Annotated in this window: 15 protein-coding genes; 14 read left to right on the top strand and 1 reads right to left on the bottom strand. The window is 60.1% G+C overall.

From position 1 onward, the window contains the following. Position 1 precedes the first annotated feature (1 nt). Positions 2-1,225 carry an NADP-dependent isocitrate dehydrogenase gene (locus ACNAOH_RS01915; RefSeq protein ID WP_443971092.1) on the bottom strand — a complete coding sequence of 408 codons (1,224 nt, stop codon included), beginning with the start codon at positions 1,223-1,225 and terminating at the stop codon, positions 2-4. Positions 1,226-1,408: 183 nt separating this feature from the next. On the opposite strand from ACNAOH_RS01915, the gene ACNAOH_RS01910 reads away from it, so the two are divergent. The 14 genes from ACNAOH_RS01910 (at position 1,409) to rpmE (ending at position 14,748) form a co-directional block, all read left to right on the top strand. Next, positions 1,409-2,155, top strand: coding sequence for a phosphatidylserine decarboxylase (locus tag ACNAOH_RS01910; RefSeq protein ID WP_443971091.1), 747 nt, complete (start codon positions 1,409-1,411; stop codon positions 2,153-2,155). Then, positions 2,155-2,955, top strand: coding sequence for a CDP-alcohol phosphatidyltransferase family protein (locus ACNAOH_RS01905; protein WP_443971090.1), 801 nt, complete (start codon positions 2,155-2,157; stop codon positions 2,953-2,955). The genes ACNAOH_RS01910 and ACNAOH_RS01905 overlap by 1 nt, the downstream gene beginning before the upstream one ends. Before the next feature lie 417 nt (positions 2,956-3,372). Continuing rightward, complete coding sequence (rpsB, locus tag ACNAOH_RS01900) at positions 3,373-4,128, top strand: 30S ribosomal protein S2 (RefSeq protein ID WP_443971089.1); 756 nt, start codon at positions 3,373-3,375, stop codon at positions 4,126-4,128. 152 nt (positions 4,129-4,280) lie between these two features. Next, complete coding sequence (tsf, locus tag ACNAOH_RS01895) at positions 4,281-5,210, top strand: translation elongation factor Ts (protein ID WP_443971088.1); 930 nt, start codon at positions 4,281-4,283, stop codon at positions 5,208-5,210. Between the two features lie 101 nt (positions 5,211-5,311). Beyond that, positions 5,312-6,034: a UMP kinase gene (pyrH, locus tag ACNAOH_RS01890; RefSeq protein WP_443971087.1), complete on the top strand. Its 723-nt coding sequence runs from the start codon at positions 5,312-5,314 to the stop codon at positions 6,032-6,034. Between the two features lie 31 nt (positions 6,035-6,065). Continuing rightward, positions 6,066-6,623 (top strand): ribosome recycling factor, encoded by a 558-nt coding sequence (frr, locus tag ACNAOH_RS01885; protein ID WP_443971086.1) that lies wholly within the window; start codon positions 6,066-6,068, stop codon positions 6,621-6,623. A 36-nt stretch (positions 6,624-6,659) separates the two neighbouring features. Then, positions 6,660-7,430 carry an isoprenyl transferase gene (locus tag ACNAOH_RS01880; protein WP_443971085.1) on the top strand — a complete coding sequence of 257 codons (771 nt, stop codon included), beginning with the start codon at positions 6,660-6,662 and terminating at the stop codon, positions 7,428-7,430. Positions 7,431-7,449: 19 nt separating this feature from the next. Further along, positions 7,450-8,100: a phosphatidate cytidylyltransferase gene (locus tag ACNAOH_RS01875; protein ID WP_443971084.1), complete on the top strand. Its 651-nt coding sequence runs from the start codon at positions 7,450-7,452 to the stop codon at positions 8,098-8,100. Next, positions 8,097-9,260: a 1-deoxy-D-xylulose-5-phosphate reductoisomerase gene (dxr, locus tag ACNAOH_RS01870; RefSeq protein ID WP_443971083.1), complete on the top strand. Its 1,164-nt coding sequence runs from the start codon at positions 8,097-8,099 to the stop codon at positions 9,258-9,260. The genes ACNAOH_RS01875 and dxr overlap by 4 nt, the downstream gene beginning before the upstream one ends. After that, complete coding sequence (gene rseP / locus ACNAOH_RS01865) at positions 9,257-10,390, top strand: RIP metalloprotease RseP (RefSeq protein ID WP_443971082.1); 1,134 nt, start codon at positions 9,257-9,259, stop codon at positions 10,388-10,390. The genes dxr and rseP overlap by 4 nt, the downstream gene beginning before the upstream one ends. Before the next feature lie 99 nt (positions 10,391-10,489). Beyond that, positions 10,490-13,210, top strand: coding sequence for an outer membrane protein assembly factor BamA (gene bamA / locus ACNAOH_RS01860; RefSeq protein ID WP_443972025.1), 2,721 nt, complete (start codon positions 10,490-10,492; stop codon positions 13,208-13,210). Continuing rightward, entirely contained in the window at positions 13,210-13,884 is a 675-nt protein-coding gene (locus ACNAOH_RS01855; RefSeq protein ID WP_443971081.1) for an OmpH family outer membrane protein, read from the top strand. Before bamA ends, ACNAOH_RS01855 begins: the two co-directional genes overlap by 1 nt. Before the next feature lie 6 nt (positions 13,885-13,890). Next, positions 13,891-14,373, top strand: a complete 483-nt coding sequence (gene fabZ, locus ACNAOH_RS01850; protein WP_443971080.1) for a 3-hydroxyacyl-ACP dehydratase FabZ — start codon at positions 13,891-13,893, stop codon at positions 14,371-14,373. Positions 14,374-14,517: 144 nt separating this feature from the next. After that, positions 14,518-14,748 (top strand): 50S ribosomal protein L31, encoded by a 231-nt coding sequence (gene rpmE / locus ACNAOH_RS01845; RefSeq protein ID WP_443971079.1) that lies wholly within the window; start codon positions 14,518-14,520, stop codon positions 14,746-14,748. The last annotated feature ends 67 nt before the right edge of the window (positions 14,749-14,815 follow it).

Below are 14,815 nucleotides of genomic sequence, written 5' to 3'. Positions count from 1 at the left end.
CTTAGGCCCAGTTCGCCATCTCGCTCTCGAGGTTGACGCGGATCTTCTCGAAGAACTGTTCGGTTGTCATCCATGCCTGATCGGGGCCGATGAGGATCGCGAGATCCTTGGTCATGAACCCATCCTCGACGGTCTTGATACAAACTCTTTCAAGCGTCTCGGCGAACTTGGTCACCTCCGGCGTATCGTCGAACTTCCCGCGGAACTTGAGGCCGCCGGTCCATGCGAAGATCGATGCAATGGGGTTGGTCGACGTCGCCTTGCCCTGCTGATGCTGGCGATAGTGACGCGTCACCGTGCCATGCGCGGCTTCCGCTTCCACGGTCTTCCCATCGGGCGACATCAGTACCGATGTCATGAGGCCGAGCGAACCGAAGCCCTGCGCAACCTGATCAGACTGCACATCGCCGTCGTAATTCTTGCATGCCCAGACGAACTCGCCGTGCCATTTCAGTGCGGAAGCAACCATGTCGTCGATCAGGCGATGCTGATACTCGATGCCTGCTTCGGCGAATTTTTCTTTGAACCCTTCGGTTTCGAAAACTTCCTGGAACAGATCCTTGAAACGTCCGTCATAGGCCTTGAGAATGGTGTTCTTCGTCGAGAGGTAGACCGGCCATTTCAGATTGAGGCCGTAATTCAGCGACGCGCGGGCGAAATCCCGGATAGACTCATCAAGATTGTACATGGCCAGCGCCACGCCCGAGCCGGGGAAGTTGAAGACCTCGCGATCGATTTTTTCGCCATTCTCGCCTTCCCACACCAGGCGTAGCTTGCCGGCGCTGGGCACCTTAAAGTCCGTCGCGCGATATTGGTCGCCAAAGGCATGGCGGCCAACAACGATCGGCTTGGTCCAGCCGGGTATCAGGCGCGGCACGTTCGAAATGACGATCGGCTCGCGGAAGACGACGCCGCCCAGGATATTGCGGATAGTCCCGTTAGGTGACTTCCACATTTCCTTGAGGCCGAATTCTTCGACACGCGCTTCATCCGGCGTAATCGTCGCGCATTTGACGCCGACGCCATACTTCTGAATCGCCTTGGCGCTGTCGATAGTGATCTGGTCGTTGGTGCGGTCACGCTCCTCCACGCCCAGATCATAATAGTGCAGGTCTATGTCAAGGTAAGGCTTGATCAGGCGCTCACGAATCCATTCCCAGATGATCCGGGTCATTTCGTCACCGTCGATCTCGACGATCGGGTTTTTAACCTTGATCTTGGCCATAGCGCGCGGATCTTTCCTTATTGCAGAGGAGGGCGCGGTGCGCCCGCTGAGAACCCTTCGGCTCTAGGCAAAGCTCGCGCGATGTTCAACTGTTGCGCCGCAAAATCCGCCATGGGCCCGGTATGTGGACCCATATCAGGCAATGTGATTGTGCGTTGTCCCCGCGCAGCCTACACAGCGTTCATGATAGACAATTCTTCAGACCTTAGGCCACCGCCGTCCGTGCGGACAGAAGTAAGATGGCAGTTTCCGAGCGTTCATCCCGAAGGGCGCAAGTTCGGAGCGATCGCTGCGGGGATTACCGGCATCTTCGCGTTGTTGGGCTGGTCCGTGGTGGCCTGGCTCATGGCGGGCGTAACGATCTGGGTATTGGCATTCTTCCGCGATCCAGTTCGTGCGGTCCCGCAGGATGAAACTGCGATCGTCGCGCCGGCCGACGGTCTGGTCACTCTCATTCAGCAAGTGCCCCCGCCGCCGGAACTGGCCGGGCCGGATGGTCTCGGCAACGAACTGATGACGCGCGTCTCGATCTTCATGAGCGTGTTCGATGTTCACATAAACCGGACGCCGATCAGCGGCACGATTAAAGCCATCGTTTATATTAGCGGAAAGTTTGTGAATGCCGATCTCGACAAGGCGAGCGAGGACAATGAGCGCCAGCACATTCTCGTCGAACGTGCCGATGGTGTCAGAATCGGCTTCACTCAGATTGCGGGCCTTGTCGCGCGCCGTATCGTTCCGTTCGTAAAGCGGGGCGATATCATCGCGGCCGGGCAGCGGGTAGGGCTTATCCGTTTTGGTAGTCGCGTGGATGTTTATCTTCCCGCAGGCACTGCACCCGACGTGACGCTGGGCACTCACACTGTGGCGGGTGAAACGGTGCTGGCGCGCATCGGGAACGCAATAGCCACAACAAGCGTAAGGCAGTGATGCGAAAGCGTCGTCCGATACCGCTGGGCATGCGGAGAGGCATTACTCTGCGGCAGGTTGCCCCCAATGCCATTACCGCGATGGCGCTCTGCTTTGGCCTTACGGGTATTCGCTACGGCATTGCCGGCGATTGGGAGCGGGCGGTTGCGGCGATTATCTTCGCGGGGGTACTCGACGGAATAGATGGTCGGGTCGCAAGGATGCTGAGCGGTGAAAGTCGGTTCGGCGCTGAGCTCGACTCTCTTTCGGACGTGATCGCATTCGGCGTCTCTCCCGCGATCATCCTCTACCTCTGGTCGCTCCAGGAAATGCCGCGCTTCGGCTGGATTGTCGTGCTGGCCCATGCGCTCGCCTGCGCACTGCGTCTTGCACGCTACAACGCGAATATCGACGTGCTTGATCAGCCCAAGAAGGCGGCGGGTTTCCTCACTGGCGTTCCGGCGCCGGCAGGGGCAGGTCTTGCCTTTCTGCCGCTCTATGCCTGGTTCGTCTCGGGAATGGACATCTTCAAGGACTGGAAGCTCGTCGCGCCCTGGCTCATCGTCACGTCGTTCCTCATGGTGTCCAACGTGCCCACTCTGGGTTGGAAGCGCCTTCGCCTGCCTCCGGAATGGCGACTTTTTGCAATTGGCGCTGCTGGCCTCTTCGCCGCGATGCTGATGGTGGCGCCCTGGATCAGTCTGCTTTCGCTGACGCTCGTCTATGCGACGCTCATTCCATTCGGCGTTATGAGTTACGCGCGGGTGACGCGCCGGATTTCTGCTACCAGCGCGCAGGAAGCGTCAGAACGGATAAACTAACGAGTGGGGCTGCATTGCAGGCCCGCTTCTCGTCGCGACAACTTGTTTCGCTCGCTTCAAGACCGAGAGGTGCCAGGTTGCGCAGCGACGTGCGGATTTGCGTCCACCGGGATGATGTCATGCCCAGGATGACGGTGAGCGAAAAAGCGAAGGTGCCCATGAACAGGAGCGAAGCCAGCGTAGCGACCATGATGAGCCTTTCCAAACCCGGCGCAGATTCGACATTAAGCCAACGTCTTGCACGCCCTTTTGTTGCGTGTTCACTATTTGTTCCATAAAAGGCCGCTCGTCAAGGGTTGATCTGATTGTCGATTTGGACTAGGCGCCGCGGCCTAACCCACATGGGACTCAATACATCCCGGTGCTCGCTTTTGCGGGTCACGGAGTCCCAGAGGCTTAACCGGAAGGAGCAAAATTATGGCGGCACCTGTCGTCAATCTGAACCAATTGATCGAAGCCGGCGCGCATTTCGGCCATCAGACCCATCGGTGGAACCCTCGCATGAAGCCGTATATTTTCGGCGAGCGGAACGGCATTCACATTCTCGACCTGTCGCAGACAGTGCCGCTTTTCGCGCGCGCTCTCGACTTCATCTCGGCGAGCGTGGCGTCGGGCGGTAAGGTGCTGTTCGTCGGCACAAAGCGTCAGGCGCAGGAGCCGATCGCTGAAGCTGCACGCCGTTCAGGTCAGCATTTCGTCAATCACCGTTGGCTGGGCGGTATGCTCACCAACTGGAAGACCATCTCGGGCTCGATCAAGCGCCTCAAGACGCTGGAAGAGAAGCTCTCGGGCGACACGCACGGCTTCACCAAGAAGGAAGTACTTCAGATGACGCGCGAGCGCGATAAGCTGGAGCTTTCTCTGGGCGGCATCCGTGACATGGCGGGCATCCCGGACGTGATGTTCGTGATCGACGCCAACAAGGAAGAGCTCGCGATCAAGGAAGCCAACACGCTTGGTATTCCAGTTGTCGCCATCCTCGATTCGAATGTCGATCCGAGTGGTATTGCTTTCCCGGTTCCGGCCAATGACGATGCCAGCCGTGCGATCCGCCTCTATTGCGAAGCGGTGGCCCAGGCATCGACCAGGGGCAATCGTGGCGCGCAGGAAGCTGCCGGCGTCGATCTTGGTGCGCTGGCTGAGCCGCCGGTCGAAGAGGCTGTCGAGGCCTGACCCACACGGCATCGCTCCGGGCTTAACGCTGGCGCCGTCATTGCGGCGGGGCCGGCAAGCCTGGAGCAGATCGCTATCCGGTTATGACGCGCAACTGTCATCGGTCGCGCATATCGGATTGCAATTTTCAAGCTTATCAGGAGCCAAGGAACATGGCTGAAATTACTGCTGCAGCTGTCAAGGATTTGCGTGAGCGCTCGGGCGCCGGCATGATGGACTGCAAGAAGGCGCTTGCTGAAACCGCAGGTGACGTGGAAGCCGCAGTCGATTGGCTGCGTGCCAAGGGTCTGGCTGCTGCTGCCAAGAAGTCCAGCCGCACGGCTGCCGAGGGTCTCGTAGCCGTCGCGGTGTCCGGAACCAAGGGCGTCGCGGTCGAAGTGAACAGCGAGACCGACTTCGTTGCCAAGAACGAACAGTTCCAGGATTTCGCGCGCACGGCTGCCAAGGTCGCGCTGGAAAGCGGAATCGCGGATGCTGAAGAACTCAAGGCGGCGCCGCATCCTGCCGGCGCGACGATCGGTGACGCGCTGGTTACCAATGTCGCCACGATCGGCGAGAATCAGGCGCTGCGTCGCGTGGCTGCCGTGGCCGTCGATCAGGGTCTAGTCGTCGATTATGTGCATAACGCAGCGGCTCCCGGCCTCGGCAAGATCGGTGTGCTGGTCGCACTGGAGAGCCCGGCCGGCGCCGACGTGCTCCAGCCGCTCGGCAAGCAGATCGCGATGCACATTGCGGCGGCTTTCCCTGTCGCGCTGAAGGCTGATGACATCGCACCTGAGATTCTCGATCGCGAGCGCAAGGTCGCAGCCGAGAAGGCGGCAGAGTCGGGCAAGCCCGCCGAAATCGTCGCCAAGATGGTTGATGGTGCGGTCGCCAAGTTCGCCAAGGAAAACGCGCTGCTTTCGCAGCTGTTCGTGATGGACAACAAGACTCCGGTCGCGGATGTCGTCGCGAAGGCCGCCAAGGATGCGGGCACGACGATTGTTCTCAAGAACTATGTTCGCTTCCAGCTCGGCGAAGGTATCGAGAAGGAAGAAAGCGACTTCGCAGCGGAAGTGGCAGCGGCAGCAGCCGGCGCCTGATTTTCCTGCCGACGGGCGCCTCGCGGCGCTTGGCTTCGCGGCGCGGGCGCTCTAGTGTCCGCGCCGTTCCTTCTTTCAGGCAACAGGGTGCAGCAAGCACAATGACGGCTCAGCCTTCCAAGCGCATTCTCTTGAAGCTCTCAGGCGAAGTCCTGATGGGAGCCGGGCAGTTCGGTATCGATCCGCAGACCGTCGCCCGTGTCGCGGCTGAGGTGAAGGCAGCGAAGGATGCCGGATACGAACTCTGTCTTGTCATCGGCGGAGGGAACATCTTCCGCGGTATGGCGGGCGCCGCAAAGGGCATGGACCGCGCGCAGGCCGACTATATGGGTATGCTCGCGACGGTCATGAACGCGCTGGCGATGCAGAACTCGCTGGAGCAACTGGGGGTCGAAACGCGGGTCCAGTCGGCGATCGAGATGGACAAGGTTTGCGAGCCGGTCATCCGCCGCCGGGCAGTCCGTCATATCGAGAAGGGCCGGGTGGTGATTTTTGCTGCCGGGGTTGGCGCGCCTTACTTCACCACCGACAGCGGCGCGGCGCTGCGCGCGGCGGAAATGAAGTGCGACGCGCTTTACAAGGGCACATCGGTGGATGGTGTCTATGATGCGGACCCCAAGAAAATCGCGACCGCGAAGCGCTATGACCGGGTAACCTACGATCAGGTTCTGAACGACAATCTCAAAGTGATGGATGCGAGCGCCGTGGCTCTATGCCGGGAGAACGCGATCCCCATCATTGTGTTCAACATTCGCGAGCAGGGAAATCTTGCCAAGGTGCTGGCCGGAGACGGCATTTCCACCACCGTGGCTGAAACCGCCTGAGCGTCCGAACGACTATAAAGAGGAGCGCAGCATGCCCCAGTATAACAAGGCAGATCTCGAGCGCCGGATGGCCGGAGCCGTCGAAGCGCTGAAGGGCGATCTTTCCGGCCTGCGCACGGGCCGGGCAAACGCCTCGCTGCTCGATCCTGTGACTGTTGAGGTCTACGGAGCGCATATGCCGCTCAATCAGGTGGCGACGGTGTCAGCACCCGAGCCGCGGCTGCTCTCGGTGCAGGTCTGGGACAAGAGCAATGTGGGGCCGGTGGATAAGGCGATCCGATCGGCCGGTCTGGGGCTCAATCCGATTATGGACGGCCAGACTCTGCGTCTGCCCATTCCCGATCTTACTGAAGAGCGCCGTAAGGATCTGGCGAAGCTCGCGAGCCAATATGCGGAAAAGGCGCGGGTCGCCGCTCGCAACGTTCGCCGTGACGGGATGGATAACCTCAAGACGGACGAGAAGAAGGGCGAAATCAGCGAGGATGAGCGCAAGCGCTTCGAGGTTGAGGTCCAGAAGCTCACCGACGCGACCGTGGCGGATATCGACGCTGCAGCCGCAGCCAAGGAGAAAGAGATCCTTGGCCAGTAAAAGCGGTCCTATGCGCGCCAAGGAGCGCGTCGAGCCGTGATTTTCGGACGCGCCAAGGGCAGGGCGGTCGAGGCGGCCGATAGCGCTGCCATGCCTGAGAGCGGCGGCGGTGATCTGCCGCGCCACATCGCAATCATCATGGACGGCAATGGTCGCTGGGCGAAGTCGCGCGGCCTACCGAGAATTGCCGGCCATCGCGCCGGGGTCGAAGCGGTGCGTACGGTCACGCGCGCGGCGAGGGAAATGGGCGTTGCGTGCCTCACCCTTTACGCGTTTTCCTCTGAGAACTGGCGGCGGCCCGAACAGGAGATCAGTGACCTCACAGGGCTGATGAAGCACTTTATCCGGGCGGATATGGACGAGTTCCACGCCAATAATGTGCGTCTCCGAATTATCGGAGATTACAAAGCGTTCGAGAGCGAAGCGGTGAAACTGATTGAGGGTGCTCTGGAGCGCACTTCGGGCAACACCGGTTCCACGCTGGCGGTCGCACTCAATTACGGCGCGCAGGACGAGTTGACACGGGCTGCGCGGCTTCTCGCGCGTAAGGCCGTCGCCGGCGAGATTGATCCCTCGGCCATTCAGTCCGAGGATATTGCTGCTGGTCTCGATACGGCCGATCTGCCGCCGCTTGATCTCCTCATCAGAACATCTGGCGAGCAGCGCCTCTCCAACTTCCTCCTATGGCAGGCGGCTTATGCCGAGCTCTATTTCACCCCAACGCTCTGGCCCGATTTCGGGGCAGATGCGCTGAAGGAAGCCGTCGAGGTCTTCGCGCGCCGCGAACGCCGCTACGGCGGGCTGTGATTATGCAAAGCCATGATGCATGACATCTGAACTGCGCCTCAGGCTGATCTCGGCCTGTGCGATGATCTTCGCCGTTGCGCTCGTGCTGTGGGCCGGGGGCTGGGTATTCACCTTCTTCGTCGGCATTATCGGTGTGCTTCTTGCGGCTGAATATTGGGGCATGGCGCGCAGGATTACGCGCTCTCCCAGCGAGCGTATCCTGTGGGTCATTTGCGGGATCGCTTATATCGCCCTTGCCTGCCTTGCGCTGGTCACGCTGCCGCCGATGACGCGGGTTATTCTCATCATTGCCGTCATTGCCGTGGATAGCGGCGCCTATTTCGCGGGTAGGGCAATAGGTGGGCCGAAGATCGCGCCGGCCATCAGTCCTTCAAAGACCTGGGCCGGTCTTGGCGGGGGCATAGTCGGGGCTGCAGTCGTGCTGATCGGCTCGCTTGTGCTGCAATCGATGCTTTCCGCGTGGTCGGCCGCCTGCGCTGCTCTCCTTGCCATCATTCTTGCAGTCGTGGCGCAAGCGGGTGACTTTCTCGAGAGCTGGCTCAAGCGCAAAGCGGGACTGAAGGACTCCGGTACACTCATACCGGGGCACGGCGGCCTCTTGGACCGGGTCGATGGCCTGATGGCCGGTGCGATCGCGGCGGGCATAGTTCATGGGGCGGGCTGGATTTGACTTGCCGCACTGTCACCATATTGGGGGCCACCGGATCGGTGGGCCAATCTACGCTGGACCTTATCGGGCGCGATGCCGATCGTTATGAGGTTCTCGCGCTCACTGCCCACAACAATGTAGATGCGCTGGCGCGCGCAGCCATTTTCCATCAGGCAAAGCTCGCCATCGTCACGGACGAGAGCTGCTACGGTGCCTTGAAAGAGGCCCTTGCTGGCAGCGGTGTCGAGGCAGCGGCAGGCCGTGAGGCTCTGACGGCGGGCGCGGCGCTGGGCGCTGACTGGACGATGTCCGCGATCGTCGGTTGCGCGGGACTTGCGCCGACACTCGCGGCGATCCGGCAGGGCCGCACGGTGGCTCTGGCAAATAAGGAGTCGCTGGTTTCCGCGGGCTCTCTCATGATGGACGCGGTCGCTCGCAGTGGTGCGACGCTGTTACCAGTCGACAGTGAACATAACGCTATTTTCCAGTGTCTTGCGGGCGGCAGGATCGAGGATGTTTCCCGTATTACCCTCACAGCCAGTGGCGGGCCGTTTCGGACATTTTCCCTGGAAGAGATGCGTCAGGTCACGCCCGCTCAGGCAGTGCGGCATCCCAATTGGTCCATGGGCGCCAAGATCAGCGTCGATAGTGCCACGATGATGAATAAGGGGCTGGAGCTCATTGAGGCCTACCATCTCTTTCCGGTGGGGCTGGAGCGGCTCCATATTCTGGTCCATCCCCAATCGGTGATCCACTCCATGGTCGAGTTCCGGGATCGCTCAACCATCGCTCAGCTTGGCAGCCCCGACATGCGGATTCCTGTAGCAAGCGCGCTGGCCTGGCCGGAGCGGATGGAAACGCCTTGTCGGCCGCTGGATCTGGCCGCGATCGGACGGCTCGATTTCGAGCTTCCGGATGTGGACCGCTTTCCTGCGCTGCGCTTGGCGCGGGCGGCAGTAGAAGCGGGCGGCGCGGCGCCCATAGTGCTGAACGCTGCAAATGAGGTCGCCGTGGCAGCTTTCCTGGCGGGGCAGATTGGCTTCCTTGAAATCGCCATGATTGTGGAAGACGTGATTGCTCGGAAGGCGTATGATGCGCCGCATGCGATTGAAGATGTCTGGGCGATAGATGAGACTGCGCGACGAGATGCGGTCAAAGTGGCAGAGGAAATGGCCGTTTGACTGAGAATCCCGGATTTCTGATGACCATATTGGCTTTCATTCTGGTGATCGGCCCGCTCGTTTTTGTCCACGAAATGGGCCATTATTGGGTCGGTAGATGGTTCGGCGTGCACGCGGACGCCTTCTCCATCGGTTTCGGCCCCGAGCTGGCCCATTGGACCGATCGTCGCGGCACGCGCTGGCGCGTCGGTGCTTTCCTTCTCGGCGGCTATGTGAAGTTCGCTGGAGACATGAACCCGGCGAGCACCGCTGATCCGCGCTGGATGGAACTGCCTGCGGCGCAGCGGGAGCGCACCTTTCAGGCCAAGCCGGTATGGCAACGATCACTGATCGTCCTTGCGGGCCCCCTGATCAATCTCCTGTTCGCTGCGGCTATCCTAGCTGGCTTTGCAGTGGCGTATGGAGAGAATGTCACGCCCGCGCGCATCAGCGCGGTTCTTCCCGATAGCGCAGCAGCAGCGGCAGGCATAAAGCCGGGTGATACGGTCGTTGCTGTCGACGGAACACCCATAGAGCGCTTCGAACAGCTAAGCCGTGCGGTTGTCCCATATCCCGGCCAGACAATGACGCTGGATGTGCAGCGCAACGGTTCCGTTGAGCAGGTGCCGCTCGTGGTTGGTGTCAGAGTCGAGAAGGACCGTTTCGGTACGGAATATCGGATCGGCCAGATCGGTGTGCGTTCGGGGAAGCCCGTCGCCAGGGACGTTTCGATCATTGAGGCGCCAATTGTTGCTCTTCGCCAGACGGGCGCGCTTGTGGGCATGATGGCCGAAGGTCTGGTACAGATCGTTACAGGCCGTCGCCCGGTGTCGGAGCTCGGTGGTCCGCTCAAAATGGCACAGCTTTCGGGCGAGCAGGCCGCCCGTGGGCCAGCCGATCTGGCCTTCTTCATTGCCCTCATCTCGATTAATCTGGGATTCATCAACTTATTGCCAATCCCTATGCTCGACGGGGGTCATTTGCTTTTTTATGGAATCGAGACGATTCAGCGCAAACCCGTGAGCGCCCGTATCCAGGAGTTCGCTCTTCGGTCGGGTCTAGCACTGCTTCTTGGGCTAATGGCGCTGGTTACGATCAACGATTTATCGTCATTCGGCCTCTGGCGAGGGCTGTCCCGCTTGATTGGCTAGTGCTCTTGGGGCAGGGAGTGCTGCCCAAGGGCTATGGGCCGCCCGACTTTTCCTATCATTTGTCAGTTAAGGACTTCAGGAGTGAACGAGACGAGGATGATGATTGGCTCGGCCCGTCTCCTGCCCATGCTGCTTGGCTGCACGATTCTCGCCGGCGCGGTCGCTATGCCCGCACGAGCTCAGGCGCCGGCGCAGGGGGGCGGGCCCACTGCGCCACCAGCCACTCCGGCCGCCGGGTCGAATGGACAGGTTCTGACGCTGCCTGAGATTTCGCAGCAGGCTCCGATCAAGTCGATCAATGTTACGGGCTCGCAGCGCCTGGAACCCGATACGGTCCTTTCTTACACCAAGCTGCGCGTCGGCCAGCCTTATACGCGGGAATCGTTGGATGCCGCGCTCAAAGATCTCTACGCGAGCGAGCTTTTCTCGGACGTCCAGATCCGCGATGATAACGGTGCGCTGACCGTTACAGTTGTCGAAAACCCGGTGATCAACCGCATCGTGCTTGAAGGCAATAAGCGCCTTAAAGATGAGAAGATCCTACCGGAAATCAAGATGGCGCCCCGGCAGATCTATACTCGGTCGAAGGTGCGCGCAGACGTGGCGCGTATCATCGAGCTGTATCGACGTCAGGGCCGGTTCGCTGCGGTCGTCGATCCCAAGCTCGTGAAGCTGGACCAGAACCGCGTCGATATCGTTTACGAGATTTCCGAAGGCGCGAAATCCAAGGTCCGGCAGATCAACATCATCGGGAATGAGAAATTCTCCGATGGTGAGCTGCGCAATGAGATGGTGACGAAGCAGGCGCGCTTCTTCCGGTTGTTTTCTTCGGGCACGACCTACGACCCCGATCGCCTTGCCTACGACCAGCAGAAGCTGCGTCAGTTTTATCTGACTGAAGGTTATGCCGACTTCCGCGTCGTGTCAGCCGTGGCGGAGCTGACGCCGAACAAGCAAGACTTCATCATCACCTATGTGGTGGAAGAGGGGGATCGCTACAAGTTTGGCGACGTCAAAGTCGAAAGCGACATTCGCGAGCTTTCCTCGACGACTCTGACCAATTCGCTCCGTATGAAGAAGGGCGACTGGTATAATGCCAAGCTCGTCGAAGATACGGTCGATCAGCTCAATCAAACCGCCGGTCTTTTTGGCTATGCTTTCTCCGATATCAACCCGGAGTTCGACCGGAGCAAGGATGATCTGACGATGTCGATCACCTTCCGCATTGCCAATGCGCCACGCGTTTATGTCGAGCGCATCGACATCAACGGCAATACGTTGACGCAGGACAAGGTTGTGCGGCGGGAGTTCCGACTTCAGGAAGGCGATGCGTTCAACAGCTTCCTTGTTCGGCGTTCGCAGGACCGCATCAACTCTCTCGGCTTCTTCCAGGAGAAGCTCGAAGTGGAGCAGAAGCCCGGTTCCGCGCCCGATCGCATTGTTCTGGAGACGAACGTCGAAGAGCGCTCGACCGGCGAGTTGCAGTTGTCTGCAGGTTTCTCGAGCCTTGAGCGCTTCATTCTCGCGGCATCGATCACGCAGCGCAACTTCCGCGGCTTGGGGCAGGAGCTGCGCACAAGCGTCAACTATTCGAGCTATTCCAAATCGGTCGAAGTCGGGTTCACCGAGCCCTATTTCCTGGACAAGAACATCGCTTTGGGTGGCGATATTTTCCGTCGCGATCTGAACAGCTTCAATTATCTGAACAGTAATACCCGCAATACGACCTATAGCCAGGTGACAAATGGGTTCCAGCTACGCGCGGGCGTGCCTCTCACTGAGTATGTCTCACTGGCCCTGCGCTACGGTTTGTCGTTCGACAATGTGACGCTCGATCGGGCTACATATTTCTCCGATCGTGCGACGCCTGGAGTACTGGAGTGCGACCCGTTGCTCGCAGGTCGCTATTTGTGCGATTCAATTGGGCGGCGAACTACGTCGTCAATTGGTTATTCGCTGATCTACGATACGCGCGATAACCGGATCCGACCGACACGCGGCCACAGCTTTACGCTCAGTCAGGATTTTGCCGGCCTTGGTGGCAATGTGCGCTATATACGCACCGTGGCCAATGCGAGTAAGTTCTTCCCGCTTGGCAGCGGCTTCGTGTTCTCGCTGCAGGGCGAAGGTGGATATATCCACAGCTTCCAGAAAGGCCGCAGCCCGAGCGCCGATCCAGTCCGTCTGGTTGATCGTTTCTTCCTGGGCGATCCCCAGATGCGCGGATTTGACATTCGCGGCATCGGACCTCGCGTGATCCGCAAACAGTATCTTTTCGATGCGAACGGCAATCCGACGGGTTTCAGCGAGGATCGGCGCACCTGGCAGGATGACGCCATTGGTGGTCGCGCTTATTATCGCGGCCGCGCAGAGCTCGAGATTCCGCTCGGTTCCGGCGCTCGGGACATGGGCCTTCGTCCGTCGATCTTCGCCGATGTCGGTGCGGTCTTCGGCGTACGGTCGCCAACTTACGCCAATGGCGGGCTTATCGACATTCCCAATGGATCGATCATACCGACGTACGACGTAAATGGTCTTCGACAGTGTCAGGTGACCAATTCCGACGGCACGCCCGGTTCTGTCAGCTCAATCCCGAACGGGACGAACTGCCCAACCGGATCGAACTTGGTTGGTTATAATGTCGGCTCATTCAAGGAGTTCTTTTACGGTAATACACCTAAACCCCGCGTTTCCGTGGGCTTTGGCGTGAACTGGAACTCGCCCTTCGGCCCGTTCCGTATCGACATTGCAAAGGCTCTCCTCTCCGAGGAGGGCGATGACACCAAACTTGTGACATTCAATGTAGGGACACAATTCTGATGACCATGACCTTCAAAGCCGCAGCGCTGGCCGCTGCCTCGCTTGCCGTTGCCGGAACGGCGCCTGCGCTGGCGCAGTCTCGTCAGGGCATCGCCGTAGCCAATGTGGAGCAGGCGGTTTACGAGTCGAACGCCTACACGACGGCGCGCACCCAGATGCAGACGACCTACAAGGCGCAGATCGACGCATTTAATGCGCGCAACACCGCGCTGCAGACTGATCTTCAGACCAAGCAGACGGCTTTGCAGAGCGCGCTGCAGGCGGCTAACAATCAGCCGACTCCGGCTATTCAGACGCAGTATGAGGCCTTCCAGAAGGCGCAAGCCGACGCCCGCACGGAACTGGAGCGTCTCGGCCAGCCGATCCAGCTTGCGCAGGCCTATGTCGAAGAGCAGATCGGCGCCAAGCTCTCTGACGCGCTGAAGGCTGCCATGACAGCCGCCAAGGTTGATCTGGTTCTCAAGCCCGAAGCGACCGTCTCCTATCAGCCGACCGTCGACATTACCGCGCAGGTCAAGACGCAGCTCAATACGATGGTGCCTTCGGTGAGCATCACGCCTCCGGCCGGTTGGCGCCCGGGTGGTCAGCAGCAGGGCGCTGCGCCCGCCGCTACCGCGCCCGCGACGGCTGCTCCGGCTGCGACGCCGCAACCCTCCAGGCCGCAGAGTCGCTGAGGACACATGGCGGAAAGCGAAGCTACCTTGGCTGAAACCAGGGGACCGCTTGATATTCGGGGAGTGATGGCGGCGCTGCCACATCGCTACCCGATGCTGCTCATCGACCGCGTGGTGTCTTATGTGCCGAGCACATCGATTCACGCGGTCAAGGCGGTGTCGATCAACGAACCTTTCTTCCAGGGCCATTTCCCCGGACGACCGATTATGCCTGGCGTTCTCATCGTCGAGGCGATTGCCCAGGCGGCCGGCATTCTGGCGGTTGAGTCGCTCGGGTTAGCCGGCACTGGCAAACTCGTCTATTTCATGGGCATAGAAGGGGCGAAGTTCCGTTCCCCGATCGAGCCCGGGTGCCTGATCGACTTCCATGTCGAGTTCACACAGGTTCGCGGCGCAATTTGCAAGTTTGCCGGAAAGGCGATCGTCGATGGGAAGCTCTGCGCGGAAGCGCAGTGTGTCGCAATGATCGCGGACCCTCCAAAGGACTGAGCTGAACAGCGGAGCGACGCGCGGGTCGCATCGCCTCCAGCTTTTCCTTGCGCCATAACGCGTGGGCCGCTATGGGCGCCACTTTCCCGGATAGCCGGAAACCTCCCGGGCTGGTCGGAAACCAGCCAAACATGGAGCCTTATCATGAAGACCGATACGCATCCCGATTATCATTTCATCACCGTTCAGCTGACGGACGGCACGAGTTTCCAGACTCGCTCGACCTGGGGCAAGGAAGGCGACACGCTGGCGCTCGACATCGATCCCAGCTCGCATCCTGCCTGGACCGGCGGCAACCAGCGTCTTCTCGACGCGGGCGGTCAGGTTGCACGCTTCAACAAGCGTTTCGGTGGTCTCACCCTCAAGAAGGGCTGAATGGCGGCGAGCAGGGCTCGCCACTCCACACATCTTCTCGAAGGGCGCCCATCGGCGCCCTTTGCTC

It is taken from the genome of Sphingobium sp. CR28 (assembly GCF_052327305.1).
In the GTDB taxonomy this organism is placed as follows: Bacteria; Pseudomonadota; Alphaproteobacteria; order Sphingomonadales; family Sphingomonadaceae; genus Sphingobium.
Note: the sequence above shows the minus strand (reverse complement) of the source record. Positions and strands in the feature narration are given on the sequence as shown.

Excerpts from the sequence above, each read along its gene's own strand:
- pyrH (WP_443971087.1), top strand. The coding sequence starts at position 5,312 with ATGACGGCTCAGCCTTCCAAGCGCATTCTCTTGAAGCTCTCAGGCGAA.
- frr (WP_443971086.1), top strand. The coding sequence starts at position 6,066 with ATGCCCCAGTATAACAAGGCAGATCTCGAGCGCCGGATGGCCGGAGCC.
- rpsB (WP_443971089.1), top strand. The coding sequence starts at position 3,373 with ATGGCGGCACCTGTCGTCAATCTGAACCAATTGATCGAAGCCGGCGCG.
- ACNAOH_RS01855 (WP_443971081.1), top strand. The coding sequence starts at position 13,210 with ATGACCATGACCTTCAAAGCCGCAGCGCTGGCCGCTGCCTCGCTTGCC.
- bamA (WP_443972025.1), top strand. The coding sequence starts at position 10,490 with ATGATTGGCTCGGCCCGTCTCCTGCCCATGCTGCTTGGCTGCACGATT.
- tsf (WP_443971088.1), top strand. The coding sequence starts at position 4,281 with ATGGCTGAAATTACTGCTGCAGCTGTCAAGGATTTGCGTGAGCGCTCG.
- ACNAOH_RS01875 (WP_443971084.1), top strand. The coding sequence starts at position 7,450 with ATGACATCTGAACTGCGCCTCAGGCTGATCTCGGCCTGTGCGATGATC.
- rpmE (WP_443971079.1), top strand. The coding sequence starts at position 14,518 with ATGAAGACCGATACGCATCCCGATTATCATTTCATCACCGTTCAGCTG.
- ACNAOH_RS01910 (WP_443971091.1), top strand. The coding sequence starts at position 1,409 with ATGATAGACAATTCTTCAGACCTTAGGCCACCGCCGTCCGTGCGGACA.
- ACNAOH_RS01905 (WP_443971090.1), top strand. The coding sequence starts at position 2,155 with ATGCGAAAGCGTCGTCCGATACCGCTGGGCATGCGGAGAGGCATTACT.
- fabZ (WP_443971080.1), top strand. The coding sequence starts at position 13,891 with ATGGCGGAAAGCGAAGCTACCTTGGCTGAAACCAGGGGACCGCTTGAT.
- ACNAOH_RS01915 (WP_443971092.1), bottom strand. The coding sequence starts at position 1,225 with ATGGCCAAGATCAAGGTTAAAAACCCGATCGTCGAGATCGACGGTGAC.